The sequence below is a fragment of the Burkholderia sp. MSMB1589WGS genome (assembly GCF_001636105.1).
Classification (GTDB): Bacteria; Pseudomonadota; Gammaproteobacteria; order Burkholderiales; family Burkholderiaceae; genus Burkholderia; species Burkholderia humptydooensis.
In genome coordinates this window covers 783,298-799,388 of the sequence record NZ_LNJT01000007.1, presented here as the reverse complement: position 1 = coordinate 799,388, position 16,091 = coordinate 783,298, and the positions used below count along the sequence as shown (strand labels likewise).

Sequence of the window (16,091 nt, the reverse complement as noted above, 5' to 3'; positions counted from 1 at the left end):
CCGGGTCCTCTGCGGCGCGCGCGGCGCTACGCGACGCGTTCGTCGTCCGACGCAGACGAATCGTCGCCGCCGTCGCCGTTGTCTTCGGCGGGCGCCGGCGCGGCCAGGTGCCGGCCGTGCTGCTTCGCGAGCAGGTCGCGGTACAGGCCCGGGCGCTCGCGCAGCACGTCGGGGCTGCCGTCGTCGATCACCTTGCCCGCGCTCATCACGATGATCCGGTCGAAGTTGCGCAGCGTCGACAGCCGGTGGGCGATCGCGATCACTGTGCGGCCCGTCATCAGCCGGTCGAGGGCGGCCTGGATCGCTTCCTCGGACGCGCTGTCGAGCGCCGACGTCGCCTCGTCGAGCAGCAGGATCGGCGCGTCCTTCAGGATTGCGCGCGCGATCGCGATCCGCTGCCGCTGGCCGCCCGACAGCTTCACGCCGCGATCGCCGACGATCGTCTCGAAGCCCTCGGGCATCGCCTCGATGAACTCGGTGCAGCGCGCGTCGCGCGCGGCGGCGAGCACTTCCTCGCGCGTCGCGTCGGGCCGGCCGTACGCGATGTTCTCGTAGATCGACCGGTGAAAGAGGGAGATGTCCTGCGGCACGAGCGCGATCGATTGGCGCAGGCTCTCCTGCGTGATCGAGCCGAGGTCCTGGCCGTCGACCCGGATCGCGCCCTGCTGGATGTCGTAGAAGCGCTGCAGCAGCGCGAGCACGGTCGATTTGCCCGCGCCCGACTTGCCGATCAGGCCGACGCGCTGGCCGGGCTCGATGTGCAGGTCGAAGTGGTCGAGGATCGGCCGGCGGTGCGGATACGCGAACGTCACGCGCTCGAAGTCGACGCGGCCGCCGCGCGGCGCAAGCGCGATCGCGTCCGAGCGGTCGGGCATCCCGTGCGGCTCGAGGAGCGTCTTCACCGCCTCGGCGAGACGCGCGACGTGTTGCGTGACGTCGACGAGCGCGACGGCGAGGTCGCGCGTGCCGTGCAGGATCGTGAAGCCGAGCGAGCTGACGAGCACGATGTCGCCCGACGTCGCGCGGCCCTGGTCCCAGAGCCACAGCGCCCAGCCGAGAAGGCCCGCCGACAGCATCGCGGTGATCACCGCGTGCAAGAGGCGCAGCTTCTCGAGGTAGAGCAGGCTCTGCTGGCGCGCGTCCATCTCGGCCTTCACGGTCGCGGAAAAGCGCTTCTGCTCGCGCAGCGTCATCCCGAACGCGCGCACGAGCCCCATGTTGCCGATCACGTCGACGAGCTCGCCGTCGACAGCCGCCGCCTTCGCCGCGAAGCGGTGGTGGCGCATCGAGCCGCGCTTGGCGAGCTTGAACAGCACGATCGCGAGCACGCCCGAGCACGACAGCAGGCCGAGCGCCATCAGCGGATTGACGACGATGATCATCAGGATCGCGCCCATCACCGCGATGCACGGCGGCAGTACGTTCCACGCCATCGTGTTCTCCGACGTGTAGATCGCGTTCGACGTAGCGGTGATCCGGCTCGCGAGCGTGCCGGGCTGCTTCTCCGCGTAGTAGGTCTGCGAGTGCCCGCTCAAATACTGGAACAGATCGCGGCGCAGATCGCCCGTCACCGCGACGAACGTATGCGCGGCGACCCAGCCGCCGACGCGCCAGAGCAGGTTGTCCGCGGCGATCAGGCCGACGAGGAGCGCGAACGCGCCCCAGAGCGCGCCTGGATGATGGCGGCCGGCCGCGAGCACGTCGATCAGGTGCTTGATCGCGTACTGCGAGCCGAGCGCGCAGCCGACCGCCGCGAGCACGCTGACGAGCACGACGACATGTGCGACCGGCTGCATCCGGATGTAGCGGAACAGGAACGCGAGCGGCCGGGCGGCGTAGCTCGCGAGCTTCGCGTTGTGGGCGTTGCGCTGGGCAGGGGTGAGAGCTTCCAAAATCAGTGCGTGTGGTGAAACGAGGGTTGAACGCCGCGTCCGAACGTCGCGCCGAGAAGCAGGCGAAAGCCGGCATTGTAATCAAGCCGGTGTGTCGCGCTGCACCCGAGTTGCATCGCGCCAGGGTATGCGACTTATTTTGGGATAAAATTTTACGTCTTGTGGCGCGTTCCTCTCGTCGACGGACGAAAACCGCCGCGCGCACGGCCTGTTGCCGCAGGGAGCGGGGCAGACGCAACTACTCTAAAACGGTCTTCACGTCGGAAGATTGGCAAAGTGTTGCGTCTTTGTAACAACGTAAAGACTTTGAAATGTTGTGCGCCGCACTGTTCGCGACCCCCGATAATCGACTCCGGGTTTGCCCTAGGTCCTTTACTGGAACCTGTCAACGGATTTCCCGCTGAAACGTTGATTGCCCGTGCGACGCGGCCTGCGAGGCAACGCAGCTTCAGTGTCGCGAGCCGGCTCGCCCGACGTCCAACCGACGTCGCGGCGGCGTTCGGCAGGCGGGCGATCGACCCGCTGTTTTACTTTTTGCCGATTTTTTAGGAGTTGCACATGCGAATCGCTCAAATCGCTCCGTTGCACGAAGCGGTTCCCCCGAAACTGTACGGCGGTACCGAACGGGTGGTGTCCTATCTGACCGAGGCGCTCGTCGAGATGGGGCATGACGTCACGCTCTTCGCGAGCGGCGATTCGCAAACCTCCGCGAAGCTCGCGGCCGTGTGGCCGCAGGCGCTGCGCCTCGATCCGACGATCCGCGACGTGATGGCGCCGCACATGCTGCTGCTCGAGGAAGTGCGCCGCCGCGCGGACGAGTTCGACGTGCTGCACTTCCACATCGACTACTACCCGTTCCCGCTGTTCTCGCGCCAGCCGGTGCCGCATCTGACGACGCTGCACGGCCGCCTCGACTTGCCGGAGCTGCAGCCGATCTTCAACACGTTCAGCGACGTGCCCGTCGTGTCGATCTCCGACAACCAGCGCATTCCGCTGCCGCAGGCGAACTGGCTGCAGACGACCTATCACGGTCTGCCCGAGAACCTGCTGAAGCCGATTCCGGACGTGAAGCCGAGCTACCTCGCGTTCCTCGGCCGCATCTCGCCGGAAAAGCGCGTCGACACCGCGATCCGGATCGCCGAGCAGGCCGGCATGCCGATCAAGATCGCCGCGAAGCTCGACAAGGCCGACCGCGCGTACTACGAAGAGAAGATCAAGCCGCTCTTCTCGCTGCCGCACGTCGAATATATCGGCGAGATCAGCGAAGCCGAGAAGGCCGAATTCCTCGGCAACGCGCACGCGCTGCTGTTCCCGATCGACTGGCCGGAGCCGTTCGGCCTCGTGATGATCGAGGCGATGGCGTGCGGCACGCCGGTGATCGCGTTCAAGCGCGGCTCGGTGCCCGAGGTGATCGAGAACGGCGTGTCGGGCTTCGTCGTCGAAGACGAGCTGTCGGCCGTCGCCGCCGTCAAGCGCCTGAACACGCTGCCGCGCGAGCGGGTGCGCGCCGCGTTCGATGCGCGCTTCACGTCGAAGGTGATGGCGCGGAACTACGTGTCGGGCTACGAAGAGCTGCTGCGCCAGAAGCGCCGCACGGTGCTGCGCGAAGTCAACGCAGGCTGACGCGCCGCGTCTTCGCCGCACGCGGCGAAGCGCCGCGCCGCGCTTTCGGACGCCGCATGTTCGAGCGATGCCCCGCCCGGGTCGACCCGGGCGGGGCATTTTGCATTCGGCGACGGGGTAGGCCGGCCGCCCTGGCGCGCCGCCCGCGATCTGTTGTATTCGCGCCGCGCCGCCGGGGCAGGAAACGACGCAATCCGGCGATTTGCGCCGCGCGGGCATCAGCCGGCCGAGTAATGTCCCTATAATGGCCGTGCCGTAAAATCAGGCCCCGGCAAGGCCGTCAAGAGGAGAGAGCTTTGGCGAGAACGAAACCCACGCGCGCGAACCCGGCTCCCGGCTCGGGCGTCATTTTCGCGTTGCGAGCCATCGGTCTCGTGCTGCTCGCCCGCTGGCTGTTCTCGATGTCGCTGATGGGCTATCGCGCGTCGCTGTCGGCGATGGCGTCCTCGCCGTGGGCGTGCATCAACGTCGTCCTCATCTTCCTGCTGCTCGTCTTGCCCGGCGCGCAGGCGCGCGCCGAGCGCCCGTTTCATCCGCTTCCGCAGTGGCTGCGCCAGGCGCTGCGCTTCTTCGCGCTGCTCGGCTTCCTGTTCGCCGTATGGTCGGTCGGCGTGTTCGCGGCGGCGGCCGGCTGGCGCCGCTCGCTGCACGCGCTGACGGTCAGCAACGGCTGGCTGCTCGCCGCGCCCGCGCTCTATGCGGCCGTCGTCTGGATGTGCCGGCCGCGCGCGCTGTGGCGTACCAATGTCGCTGCGCGCCGCTACGCGATCGGCCGCTACGCGATCTCGCTCGATGTGCTGACGCGCACCGTCGTCGTCTGGATGGAGAGCCGCAAGGTCGGGCAATACGATGCGCGCGAGCTGTCCGTGCGCTGGCCGAAGGGGGCCGCGCCGCAATCCTCGGCCGTCGAAGCCGGCGCGCCGGCGCAACCGGATATTGCCGCGCAACCCGTTGCGCAACCGGATGCCGCCGCATCGGCGGCATCGGCCGCATCGCGTGCTTCGGCGAAACAGCCGACGTCGGCGCGTCCCGCACCGCGCAACGGAGGGTGGCTCGCGCGGCCGAAGATCGAGCTGCTGTGGGATTCGCCCGCCGCGGTCGGCCACAACCGCCAGATCGTGATGCGCGCGCCGCTCGCGACGGAAGGGGACCGCGTCGCGGCGCGCGCGCTCGACGCGTCGCTCAGGCAGATCGCGTGACGCCGGCGGGCCGGTTCGCGCTGCCGCGCCCGCTTCGCCGACACAAGGAGGAACGATGCTGACCGTTCGATGGCTGCTCGCCGCCGTTCATTTGCTCGCGTTCGGTTTCGCGTTCGCGTCGATCGCCGCGCGCAACCGCGCGCTCAAGCGCGTCGCCGCGTCGCGGCAGTCCGCCGATCTGCCCGACGTGTTCAGGGCCGACGCGATCTGGGGCGTGTCCGCGCTCGTGCTGATCACGACGGGCATCGTCCGCGCGTTCGGCGGCTTCGAGAAAGGCGGCGACTATTATCTGCACGCGCCGCTCTTTCATCTGAAGATGGGCGCGCTCGCGCTGATCCTCGTGCTCGAGCTGATGCCGATGATGGGCCTCATCCGCTGGCGCGTGACCGCGCGGCGCGGGATGCTGCCCGACCTCGCGCGCGCGCCCGCGTACGCGCGGATCGGCCACGTGCAGGCGATGCTCGTCGCCGTGATCATGCTCGCGGCAACCGGAATGGCGCGCGGCGTCGGGCTCTGAGCGCTGGCCGTTCCCGCCGCCGCGCATTCTCCGTCAAACCACGTTCTTCTCGACGATCGGCCGGCCTTCGAGCACGCGCGCGAAGCCGAGCGGCGAAAGATCGAGCGACGTGTACCGCCCGTGCACGATCAGCTCCGCAACGCCGCGCCCCGTCGCCGGCCCCTGCTGCAGCCCATGCCCCGAGAAGCCGTTCGCGAAGAGGCAATTGTCGAGGTCCGGGTGCGGCCCGATGATCGCGTTCTGGTCGAGCACGTTGTACTCGTAGTAGCCGGACCAGCTCCGCACGACCCGCAGCGCCTCGAACTGCGGCACGCGGTGCGCGAGCGTCGGCCAGATCAGGTCGTCGAAGAGCGCATGGTCGACGTCGTCGAGCGGCAGGTCGTCGAAATCGCGCTCGGGCGGCGGCGCCGCGCCGCAAATGAACGATGCGCCTTCCGGCCGGAAGTAGACGCCGCTCGGATCGACGACGAGCGGGCAGCGCGGCAGCACGGCGGGCGAGCTCACGTTGAAGATGCTGCGGCGGCGCGCGCGCACCGGCAGATCGACGCCGACGAACGCCGCGACCGTGCGCGCCCACGGCCCCGCCGCGTTGACGAGCGCGTCGCAGTCGAACGTGCGGCCGTCGGCTGTCAGCAGTTGCGTGACGCGCCGCCCGCCGACGCGCGCGCCCGTCACATCCGCGCTCACGTATTGCGCGCCGAGCGCGCGCGCCTTGCGGCGCAGCGCCTGCACGAGCCCGTAGCCGTCGAACCAGCCTTCGCCGCGCTCGCCGTAGCAGCCGGCCGCGAGGTCATCGGCGGCGAGCCAAGGGAACGCCGCGGCGAGCGCATCGCGCGGCAGATAGCGGATCTGCGCGCCGAGCGACGTCTGCAGCGCGTGGTTCTCGCGCAGCGTCGCGTCGCCCGCCGGCGTCGCGAGAAAGAGGTAGCCGCCTTCGTGCAGATCGATCGACGCTCGTTCGCCGTCGACCGCGAGCCGCTCGCCGAGCGAGCGCAGGAACTCGATCCCGAAGAGCGACATCCGGATCGACAGCGGCGTCGAGAACTGCTGGCGGATCGACGCCGCGGACAGCGCGGACGACGCGCGCGCATAAGTCGGATCGCGCTCGATCACGGTCACGGCGATGCCCGGATCGAGCGTGCGCAGGAAGTAGGCGGTCGCGCTGCCGATGACGCCGCCGCCGACGATGACGACTTTCGAATGCATCGAAACTCCGTGGGTTGGGCGCGATGCGCGCCGTTCGGGAAAAGGGCCGCGCGCATGCAGCGCGTTGCACGCGGCCCGCTCGAATCACGGGCGGCCGATCAGCCCCCCTTCGTGACGATTGTCTGCCACGCGCCGTTCTTCACCTGATAGAGCGTGGACATCCCGCTCTTGAGCGAGCCGTCGCCGCCAAACGAGATGCGGCCGGTGATGCCCTCGAAGTCGATCTTCTTCAGCGCGGGCCGATAGCCGTTCGGATCGGTCGAGCCCGCCGCCTGCATCGCCTTGATCGCGGCCCACGTCGCGTCGTAGCCGAACTGCGCGTACGACAGCACGTCGACGCCGAAGCGCTTCTTGAAGCGCGCCTCGAAATCCTTGCCTTGCGGCAACTGGTCGAGCGGCCGGCCGTATTCCCACGCCATCGCGCCTTCCGCGGCGGGGCCGGCGATCTTGATGAACTCGGCGTCCTTCACGCCGCCGCCGCCGACGAACTGCGCATTCAGGCCGAGCTGCTTCATCTGCCTGGTGAAGTTCGCCGCGAGCGAATCGAGGCCGCCGAAGAACACCAGGTCGACGTTCTTGCTCTTGAGGCTCGTGATCTGCGCGCGGAAGTCGACGGCCTGGTTGCTCGTGTATTCGCGCGCGACGATCGCGCCGCCCGCGGCCTTGACCGCCTTGTCGAACTCGTCGGCCTCGCCCTGGCCGAACGCGGTGCGGTCGTCGACGATCGCGATGCGCTTCGCCTTCGTCACGCCGACCGCGTAGCGGCCCGCGTTGCCGGCGTTCTGGCCGTCGGTGGCGATCACCATGAACACGTTCGCGAGCCCGCGCGAGGTGATGACGGGGTTCGTCGCGGCCGGATCGATGACGGGGATGCTCGCCTTGTCGTAGACGACCGATGCGGGAATCGTCGTCCCGGAATTGAAGTGGCCGACCACGACCGACACCTTCTTGTCGACGAGGCTTTGCGCGGCCTGCACGCCGATCCGCGGGTCGGCCTGGTCGTCCTCGACGACGAGCTCGAAGCGCGCGGGCTTGCCGGCGATCTTGACGTCCTGCGCGCGGGCGTCGTCGAGCGCGAGCTGCACGCCGTTTTGCAGATCCTTGCCGTAGCCCGCGTTGACGCCCGTGAGCGGCGCGGCGAAGCCGATCCTCACGGGCGTGTCGTCGGCGGCGCGCGCGGCGCCGGTTGCGCCGCACGCGAATGCCGCAGCGAGGGCGAGGGAGGACAGTGACGAGCGGAGTCTCATGTTCTTTCCTTGTAGCGATGCACGAACGGGACGCGAGTAGCGCGGATGCTCAGGGCCGACGCCGCGGCCCGCGTCGCGGGCTGCCGGAGCGGCGCCGGCTAACCGATTTATAGAAGGCCAAATTGGGCGAGTCTTGTCGATTTGCGGCGCATCGGGTGCGGATTTGCGCATAGTCGCGCGATGGCGGGAGCGGGCGCGAAACGGCGGGGGCGCCTGGATTCTGCAGACTGTTGGCGAAGTGCGCCGTGCGTGCATCGGTGGGGGCTCGCGGCGCATTGCGGCAGAACGCGGGGAATCGGGTTCGAGCGGGGAAAGCGTGCGCGGGAGACCGCGGGAGACATATGGCGGGCGGGATGCGCTCCGCCGCTTTCAGGACGATTTCGTACGACGGATCGCCGGCGCGTGATCGATCGATCGCGGCATGACGCGGCGAGACGCGTCGCGCTGCGTGCGTCTCGCCGCGTGTTCGCCGGACGCGCGGGGCGATCGCCGCCCGAGCGCTCCGTCGTGCGCTCGCCCGCCGCACGACGGGCGACAGCCCGCGCCCGTCCCGTCGGCCGCGTGCGCCGCCGAAGCGACGCACGCGGCGTCGCTCGGACCGCCGCTCAGACCGTCGCGATCAGCGGATCGCTCGTGCTCGGCCGGCCTGTCTCGACGTGCCCCGCGAAGCGGCGCAGGAAGCCGTTCGGCGCGCCGTCGGAGACGGTCAGGTCGTACCAGTTGTAGCTGTCGCGCAGATCCCAGTAGTCGTTGATCCGCTGACCGGGCTTCAGCTCGTAGACGCGCGGGCTTTCCTTGCCGTACGCGTTCGCGACCGTGAGCCGCACCGCCGCGCGGCCGCGGTTCGACAGGCGCAGCGTAATGTTGCCGTTCGCGACGTCGTAACCGTAGATCACTTCCGGGTTCGCGGTGAGGCCGAGCGCGGCCGCGGTCGAGCCGCGGAACTGGCAGAGGAAGCCGTTCGGGCCGTAGACGGTCAGATCGTAGAGGCTCAGCGTGAGCGCCGTGCTCCACTCGTCGGACAGGCGCTTGCGCGCTTCGACCGTGTACGCCCACGGGCCGTCGAGCCGATTGCCGGCCGTCACCTGGAACGCCGCGCCCGCGCGGCCCGTGTTCGCGAAGGTCAGCTTGAACTTGCCGGTCGACTGGTCGATGCGGCCGAGCACGAAGAGCTCGTACGGCAGCGCGCGCGCGGCGCGCAGGCCCGCCTCCTGTTTCGGCATCGACTGCACGACGGGCGGCACCGGCACGTAGCTCGGGTGGCGGTTGCGATCGGGCGGCGCGTAGCCGCTCGTGTCGGGCAGTTGCGGCCAATTGCCGTCCGGGCTCGCGAAGTCGAATGCGGACGTGAGATCGCCGCACACCGCGCGGCGCCACGGCGTCACGTTCGGCGCGCGCACCGGGTAGCGATCGTTGAAGCGCGCCTCGATGAATTGCAGCAGCGACGTGTGATCGAACGTCTGCGAGCAGACCCAGCCGCCCTTCGTCCACGGCGACACGACGAGCATCGGCACGCGCGGCCCGAGCCCGTAAGGTCCGGCCATGTGCGTCGCGTCGCCCGCGAAGATCTCGCCCGCGGTCGACACCGTCGACAGCCCGTTGTCGCGCGACTGCGGCGCGAACGGCGGCGCGACATGATCGAAGAAGCCGTCGTTCTCGTCGTACGTGATGAAGAGCGCGGTCTTGCTCCACACGTCCGGGTTCGACGTCAGCGCCTTCAGCACCTGCTCGACGTACCACGCGCCGTAGTTCGCCGGCCAGTTCGGGTGCTCGGAATACGCTTCCGGCGCGCAGATCCACGACACCTGCGGCAGCGTGCCGTTCTTCACGTCCTGCAGCAGCACGTCGAAAAGCGTGCCGCCCGCGCTCACGTTCGTGCCCGTGCGCGCCTTGTCGTACAGCGCGCTGCCCGGCTGCGCGTTGCGGTACTGGTTGAAGTAGAGGAGCGAATTGTCGCCGTAGTTGCCGATGTACGGATTCTGCGTCCAGCCCCACGAGCCCGCCGCGTCGAGGCCCGTGCCGACGTCCTGATAGATCTTCCACGACACGCCCGCCTGCTCGAGCGTCTCCGGATACGTGCTCCAGCCGTAGCCGGCTTCCTCGTTGCCGAGCACCGGGCCGCCGCCCGCGCCGTCGTTGCCGACGTAGCCCGTCCACATGTAGTAGCGGTTTGGATCGGTCGAGCTCGGGATCGAGCAGTGGTACGCGTCGCAGATCGTGAACGCGTCGGCGAGCTGGTAGTGGAACGGGATGTCGCCGCGCTCGAGATGCGCCATCGTCGTCGTGCCCTTGTTCGCGATCCAGCGGTCGTAGCGCCCCTTGTTCCATGCGCCGTGCGTGTCCTGCCAGCCGTGAGGCAGATCCTGCAGGAACTGCATGCCGAGGTTCGACGCGTCCGGATGGAACGGCAGCAACTCGGCCGGGCCGAGGAGCACCGGCTGATGGAACACCGACTTGCCGTTCTGCATCACGAGCGGGCGCGGATCGCCGAAGCCGCGCACGCCGCGCAGCTTGCCGAAGTAATGGTCGAACGAGCGGTTTTCCTGCATCAGGATCACGATGTGCTCGATGTCGCGAATCGTGCCAGTGCGGCGGTTCGCGGGAATCGCGAGCGCTTCGCGGATCACGGGCGGAAAGAGCTGCAGCGCGGCCGCGCCCGCCGTGCCGGCGGCGAGGCGCAGAAAGTCCCGGCGATTCTGATTCGTCATGTTGTCGCTTCCTTGTCTGGAGTGGGGCGAGACCGCCGGAGCGGCGGCGGCCGAAGGGAAGATGGTCGCGATGCGTGATGCCGTCTTGCGCGGCAGCGCCGCCGCGCAACGCCGCCGGGAGGATATCGGGGAAACGGTGTCATCCGGATGAACGTGCGCGGGCGTGCGCGTGGATGCCGGCGCGCGCGTTCGGGCGCGATGGCGCGCGCCGTGTCGATGCGGCGTGCGCGGCGGCGCGGCGGATGCGGTTCGGCGCGAGGACGCGAGTGGGCGGGCGATGGGTGCGGCCGCGGCTGTGGCCGTGAGGCGGGCGACGGCGGCTGTGATGACTGCGGCGATGGCGAGGATGGCGAGGAAAGCGGAAGCGGCAAGAGCCGCGACGACGCTTTGCGCCGAGGCGGCCGAAACGCAAGCGCGCGATGGAGCGTGCGGATCAACACGCGGGCCGGCGCGCGCCGCGCATCAATCCGCGCCCGTGATCCACGCGCCGAACCACTCGCTCGGCTGCGCGATCTCGTCCTGCGCGGCGACGAGCTCGAGCTCGTAGCGCCGCGCGTCGTAGGTCGCCTTGACGACCGCGTGCACGGCGGCGAGCGTGTGCTCGAACGCGGCGCGCACGCTGTCGCCGCGCAGCCGGCGTGCGACGAAGATCGCGCTCGTCAGGTCGCCGACGCCGACCGGATGCCGCGGGAACGCATACAGCGGCCGCTGGCCGATCCACGCTTCGGTCTCGGTGACGACGAGCATGTTGAAACGGTCGGCGGGGCTGTTGCGGTCGTGCAGATGCTTGACAAGGATCACCTGCGGACCGCGGCGGATGATCGAGCGGCATGCGTCGACCGCCTCGGCGACCGTTTCGATCCGCTGTCCGGCAAGCTTTTGCAGCTCGCTGTGATTGGGCGCCATGCCGTCCGCGAGCTCGGGCAGCTCGGCGACGATGAACTCCTCGACGCCGGGCTCCGGCCGGATGCCGCCCGTCTGGCCCATCGCCGGATCGCAGAAGTACCACGCGTTCGGATTCGTCGCCTTCACGGTGCGCACGATCTCGACCGCCGCGCGCGCCTGCGCGGGCGAGCCGAGGAAGCCCGAGAGAACCGCGTCGCAGCGCTTGAGCGCGCCGATCGCGGCGATGCCGTCGACGAGCTGCTCCATCTTCGCCGCGTCGATCGCGCTGCCCGCCCAGTGACCATACTGCATGTGGTTCGACAATTGCACGGTGTTGAGCGGCCAGACGTTGACGCCGAGCCGTTGCATCGGAAACACTGCGGCGCTGTTGCCCGCATGCCCGTAGATGACGTGCGACTGGATGCTGAGGACGTTTTTCATGATCGAGTGTGCCGGCGCGCGGCGGGCCCGTCGGACTACGTCGAACGATACATGACTTTCCCGCATTCGCGGAAACATCCAGTAATACAGTGCCGGGGAGGCGTCAGCCCGTCGAAAGTAAAATGGCGCGCGGCTTGCACGGATGCCGGCGAGCCGCTTTCTTCATCGCTTCCTTTATCGCTTCATTCACTCTTCCCGGCTTCGACGATGCTCCAGATTCGCATAGTGTGGTTCACGCGGCTCGCCGCGATGTTCGCGGCCGCTGCGGCGGCCGCGGCGATGCCGCAGGCGCCGGCGTTCGCCGCTTCGCCGGTTGCCGCGAGCGCGCCTGCCGTGGGTGCGGCGAGCGCCGCCGCGCGCGCGAAGGCCGACGGCCCCGAGTACGGCGCCCAGTTGGAAGGCTTCGCGTACGCGTATCCGGTGCATCGCTACGCATTCACGTCGCAGCGCGAGACGCTGCAGATGGCGTATCTCGACGTGCGCCCCGAGCATCCGAACGGCCGCGCCGTCGTGCTGCTGCACGGGAAGAACTTCTGCGCGGGGACGTGGGAGCAGACGATCGACGTGCTCGCGAAGGCGGGCTACCGCGTCGTCGCGCCCGACCAGATCGGCTTTTGCAAGTCGACGAAGCCCGTGCGCTATCAATACAGCTTCCAGCAGCTCGCGCACAACACGCACGCGCTGCTCGAATCGATCGGCGTGAAGGAGGCGACGATCGTCGGCCATTCGACGGGCGGCATGCTCGCGGCGCGCTACGCGCTGATGTACCCGAAGGACACGCAGCAGCTCGTGCTCGTCAATCCGATCGGCCTCGAGGACTGGAAGGCGCTCGGCGTGCCGCCGCTGTCGGTCGACTACTGGTATGCGCGCGAGCTGAAGACGACCGCGGACGGCATTCGCCGCTACGAGCAGCGCACGTACTACGCGGGCGAGTGGTCGCCCGCGTACGAGCGCTGGGTGCAGATGCTGGCCGGCATGTATCGCGGACCGGGGCGCGACGTCGTCGCGTGGAATTCGGCGCTCGTCTACGACATGATCTTCACGCAGCCGGTGCTCTACGAGTTCGGCGCGATCAGGGTGCCGACGCTGCTCCTCATCGGCGACAAGGACACGACCGCGATCGGCAAGGACGTCGCGCCGCCCGACGTGCATGCGAGGCTCGGCCGCTATCCGGCGCTCGCTAAGCGAACGCAGGCGGCGATTCCGGGCGCGGTGCTATACGAATTCCCGGCGCTCGGCCACGCGCCGCAGATCCAGGACCCGGCGACGTTCCACAAGGCGCTGCTCGACGGGCTCGCGGACGTGAAGCCCGCCGCGCGCGCGGCGAGTTCGGCGAACGAGTAGGCGTTCGTGGCGGGGGCGGGGCCCGGACATTTGGACTTGGACTCCGCGCATCACCCCCATGCGGCCATCGCCATCGCGCCGCCCTCGCCGTCTTCCCCCCATCACCCCCCGGCTTCGTCGCGAAGCTCGTCGCGCACCTGCGCGGCGAGCTGGTACGACCGCACCCGCGCGCCGTGATCGAAGATCTGCGCGGCGACGATCAGTTCGTCCGCGCCCGTCTGCGCGATCATCCGCCGCAGCCGCTCGCGCACGGTGTCGCGCGAGCCGACCGCCGCGAACGACAGCGCGTGCGCGACGCTCGCGAGCTCCTGCTCGGTCGCGCCGAGCGCGTCGAGCGATTCGACGGGCGGCGGCAGTTGCCCGGGCGTGCCGCGCCGCAGATTCAGGAACTGCTGCTGCAGCGACGTGAAGAGGCGGCGCGCGTCGTCGTCGGTGTCGGCGGCGAACACGTTCACGCCGACCATCGCATACGGTTTCGCGAGCGCGGCGGACGGCCGGAATTGCGCGCGGTACACGTCGAGCGCGCGCATCAGATAGTCCGGCGCGAAATGTGACGCGAACGCGAACGGCAGCCCGAGCATCGCGGCGAGCTGCGCGCTGAAGAGGCTCGAGCCGAGCAGCCAGACCGGCACGTCGAGCCCCGCGCCCGGCACCGCGCGCACGCGCTGGCCGGGGGCGGGCGCGGCGAAGTAGCGCTGCAGCTCGACGACGTCGTCCGGGAACGAATCGGCGCTGCCGATCAGGTCGCGGCGCAGCGCGCGGGCCGTCGTCTGATCGGTGCCGGGCGCGCGCCCGAGGCCTAGATCGATGCGGCCCGGATACAGCGACGCGAGCGTGCCGAACTGCTCGGCAATCACGAGCGGCGCGTGGTTCGGCAGCATCACGCCGCCCGAGCCGACGCGGATCGTCTGCGTCGCGCCCGCGACGTGGCCGATCACGACGGCGGTCGCCGCACTCGCGATGCCGGGCATGTTGTGGTGCTCGGCGAGCCAGTAGCGGCGATAGCCGAGACGCTCGGCATGCCGAGCGAGATCGGCGGAGTGGCGAAACGCCTGGGCGGCGTCGGCGCCGGCGGGAATCGGCGCGAGGTCGAGAACGGAAAACGGGATCATGGCGACGGCGGAACGAATGGCATGGGGACGGAACGCGGGCCGGCGCATGCGCCGCTGCCCGGCGATGATGCGCGCACGCAACAGATGGCGTCGATTGTGCCAAAGCGTTCCGGATCGCGTCGGAGGCGGGAAAGATATCCCTGACGGCGGCAGGGGCGAAAGGGGGTGTCGACGTGACGCGGCGCCTCGCGAAAGATTGTTCTGTAATAGACTGTAATCGTAAGAAACCCGACGAAATAAGCGAGGATTTGACTCGAATATTTCATCTGGTACAAAAAATCACAGAAACCCTTACGTTTTGGACAGCGCGCGTCCTGCAAAGCGCTTACGCTAACAATGGAGCAATTGCGCGGAAATTGACCGTATCTGCGTGGATCTGCCGTTCAGAAACAGTGCTTTTCAACATGCGCGGCAAGCGTTGCCGGCTTGTCGCTGCTAAAATTCGCGGCCTACGCACCAATCGCGCTCACGGATTCCGTTCCATTCTCCCTGCGCTTGCAGCGAAAAGCCGCACGAGGAGCCTCGGGATAGCGGCCGCCAGGCCGGTTCCGGTGCGTTGCGCGTCGTTGAAAGTGCAAGCCAGTCAGAAAGGAGTTGGGATCGTGTTCGAAATCGTCCCCGCCGAAGCATCGCATCCCCGTTTCGCCCGCCGCCCGATCGTCCGGAGGCGCGCGGCATGACGGAATCGCTTTCCATCGTCGGTTGGGTGTTGCTCGCGCTCGTTTGCGCATCGTGCGGCTATGCGGCGCTCGCCGCGTTCGCGCCCGCGCCGCGCGTGCCCCGTACGGCCGCGCGCGACGGCTTCGAGCCCGTGAGCGTGCTCAAGCCGCTGTGCGGATCGGAGCCGCATCTCTATGAAAACCTCGCGACCTTCTGCGAGCAGCGGCATCCGCGCTATCAGTTGCTGTTCGGCGTCGCGTCGGCCGCCGATCCGGCCGCAGCCGTCGTGCGCCGGCTGCAGGCCGACTATCCCGATAGCGATATCGAGCTCGTGATCGACGCGCGCGTGTACGGCTCGAACCTGAAGGTCAGCAATCTCGTCAATCTCGCCGAGCGCGCGCGCCACGGCCGCATCGTGATCGCCGACAGCGACATCGCGGTCGAGCCCGACTATCTGACGCGCGTGAGCGCGCCGCTCGCCGATCCGTCGGTCGGCGTCGTCACTTGCCTGTATCATGCGCGCAGCGTCGGCGGCTTCTGGACGCGGATCGGCGCGCAGTTCGTCGATGCGTGGTTCGCGCCGTCGGTCCGGATCACCCATCTCGGCGGGTCGAGCCGGTTCGGGTTCGGCGCGACGCTCGCGTTGACGCGCGCGACGCTCGACGCGATCGGCGGCTTCAAGGCGCTGAAGGATGAGCTCGCGGACGACTACTGGCTCGCCGAGCTGCCGCGCCGCCTCGGGCGGCGCACGGTGCTCTCCGAGGTGAACGTGGCGACCGACGTCGCGGAGCCGTCGTTCGCGCCGCTGTGGCTGCGCGAGACGCGCTGGCTGCGCACGATCCGCTCGCTGAATCCGGCGGGCTTCGCCTTCCTGTTCATCACGTTCACCGCGCCGTGGCTCGCGATCGGCGCGGCGCTCGCGGCGTGGCTCGGCCCGGCGTCGGCGGCGGGCGCGACGGCCGCCGCGGCGGCCGCGATCGGCGCGCTCGCGCGGCTTGCGCTGCACGCGCGCGGCTCGGCCGGATGGCGCGCGTTCTGGCGGGACTTGCCGCTCGTGCCGGTGCGCGACGCGCTGCTCGCGCTCGAATGGCTCGTCGCGGCGTTCGGCACGCAGGTCGTGTGGCGGGGCGCGCGGATGACGGTCGTCGGCGGCGACGCGCGCGCGACGGTCGTGGAAGCGGGCGACGGGCGCTGACGGGTGCCGGGCACTCATGCCGGATGCGCGGGCGGCGGCGGGCCGTCCGCGGTTTTTCGAAA

General features: G+C 69.1%; 11 protein-coding genes. 5 read left to right on the top strand and 6 right to left on the bottom strand.

Annotation, left to right across the window (positions count from 1 at the left end; translation table 11 throughout):
• Positions 1–26: 26 nt before the first annotated feature.
• Positions 27–1,892 (bottom strand): ABC transporter ATP-binding protein, encoded by a 1,866-nt coding sequence (locus WT16_RS11580; protein WP_063533381.1) that lies wholly within the window; start codon positions 1,890–1,892, stop codon positions 27–29.
• Between the two features lie 558 nt (positions 1,893–2,450).
• Between WT16_RS11580 and WT16_RS11575 the strand changes: the two genes are divergently transcribed.
• From WT16_RS11575 to WT16_RS11565, 3 genes are all read left to right on the top strand, one after another.
• The gene (locus WT16_RS11575) at positions 2,451–3,515 is read left to right on the top strand and encodes a glycosyltransferase family 4 protein (protein ID WP_009913136.1); all 1,065 of its coding nucleotides are present in this window, start codon (positions 2,451–2,453) and stop codon (positions 3,513–3,515) included.
• 296 nt (positions 3,516–3,811) lie between these two features.
• Positions 3,812–4,714: a hypothetical protein gene (locus WT16_RS11570; protein WP_015600968.1), complete on the top strand. Its 903-nt coding sequence runs from the start codon at positions 3,812–3,814 to the stop codon at positions 4,712–4,714.
• A gap of 55 nt (positions 4,715–4,769) precedes the next feature.
• Entirely contained in the window at positions 4,770–5,231 is a 462-nt protein-coding gene (locus WT16_RS11565) for a DUF2214 family protein (protein ID WP_006025834.1), read from the top strand.
• A gap of 33 nt (positions 5,232–5,264) precedes the next feature.
• Here the strand turns inward: WT16_RS11565 and WT16_RS11560 are convergent, their stop codons facing one another.
• The 4 genes from WT16_RS11560 to pdxY all read right to left on the bottom strand — a co-directional run bounded on the left by WT16_RS11560 (position 5,265) and on the right by pdxY (position 11,718).
• Positions 5,265–6,437 carry an FAD-binding oxidoreductase gene (locus tag WT16_RS11560; RefSeq protein WP_006025835.1) on the bottom strand — a complete coding sequence of 391 codons (1,173 nt, stop codon included), beginning with the start codon at positions 6,435–6,437 and terminating at the stop codon, positions 5,265–5,267.
• Between the two features lie 98 nt (positions 6,438–6,535).
• Entirely contained in the window at positions 6,536–7,684 is a 1,149-nt protein-coding gene (locus tag WT16_RS11555; protein ID WP_009913124.1) for a branched-chain amino acid ABC transporter substrate-binding protein, read from the bottom strand.
• A 605-nt stretch (positions 7,685–8,289) separates the two neighbouring features.
• Complete coding sequence (locus WT16_RS11550; RefSeq protein WP_015600326.1) at positions 8,290–10,392, bottom strand: phospholipase C, phosphocholine-specific; 2,103 nt, start codon at positions 10,390–10,392, stop codon at positions 8,290–8,292.
• 462 nt (positions 10,393–10,854) lie between these two features.
• On the bottom strand, positions 10,855–11,718 hold the full coding sequence (gene pdxY / locus WT16_RS11545) for a pyridoxal kinase PdxY (protein ID WP_006025838.1): 864 nt from the start codon (positions 11,716–11,718) through the stop codon (positions 10,855–10,857).
• A gap of 207 nt (positions 11,719–11,925) precedes the next feature.
• On the opposite strand from pdxY, the gene WT16_RS11540 reads away from it, so the two are divergent.
• On the top strand, positions 11,926–13,062 hold the full coding sequence (locus tag WT16_RS11540) for an alpha/beta hydrolase (RefSeq protein WP_197486468.1): 1,137 nt from the start codon (positions 11,926–11,928) through the stop codon (positions 13,060–13,062).
• A gap of 101 nt (positions 13,063–13,163) precedes the next feature.
• Here the strand turns inward: WT16_RS11540 and WT16_RS11535 are convergent, their stop codons facing one another.
• Positions 13,164–14,174, bottom strand: a complete 1,011-nt coding sequence (locus WT16_RS11535) for an LLM class flavin-dependent oxidoreductase (RefSeq protein ID WP_059933950.1) — start codon at positions 14,172–14,174, stop codon at positions 13,164–13,166.
• Between the two features lie 676 nt (positions 14,175–14,850).
• On the opposite strand from WT16_RS11535, the gene hpnI reads away from it, so the two are divergent.
• Complete coding sequence (gene hpnI, locus WT16_RS11530; RefSeq protein ID WP_006025841.1) at positions 14,851–16,029, top strand: bacteriohopanetetrol glucosamine biosynthesis glycosyltransferase HpnI; 1,179 nt, start codon at positions 14,851–14,853, stop codon at positions 16,027–16,029.
• Positions 16,030–16,091: the final 62 nt, after the last annotated feature.

Coding starts and splice junctions, on each gene's coding strand:
- WT16_RS11550 (WP_015600326.1), bottom strand. CDS start 10,392: ATGACGAATCAGAATCGCCGGGACTTTCTGCGCCTCGCCGCCGGCACG.
- WT16_RS11560 (WP_006025835.1), bottom strand. CDS start 6,437: ATGCATTCGAAAGTCGTCATCGTCGGCGGCGGCGTCATCGGCAGCGCG.
- WT16_RS11565 (WP_006025834.1), top strand. CDS start 4,770: ATGCTGACCGTTCGATGGCTGCTCGCCGCCGTTCATTTGCTCGCGTTC.
- WT16_RS11535 (WP_059933950.1), bottom strand. CDS start 14,174: ATGATCCCGTTTTCCGTTCTCGACCTCGCGCCGATTCCCGCCGGCGCC.
- WT16_RS11575 (WP_009913136.1), top strand. CDS start 2,451: ATGCGAATCGCTCAAATCGCTCCGTTGCACGAAGCGGTTCCCCCGAAA.
- WT16_RS11555 (WP_009913124.1), bottom strand. CDS start 7,684: ATGAGACTCCGCTCGTCACTGTCCTCCCTCGCCCTCGCTGCGGCATTC.
- pdxY (WP_006025838.1), bottom strand. CDS start 11,718: ATGAAAAACGTCCTCAGCATCCAGTCGCACGTCATCTACGGGCATGCG.
- WT16_RS11540 (WP_197486468.1), top strand. CDS start 11,926: ATGCTCCAGATTCGCATAGTGTGGTTCACGCGGCTCGCCGCGATGTTC.
- hpnI (WP_006025841.1), top strand. CDS start 14,851: ATGACGGAATCGCTTTCCATCGTCGGTTGGGTGTTGCTCGCGCTCGTT.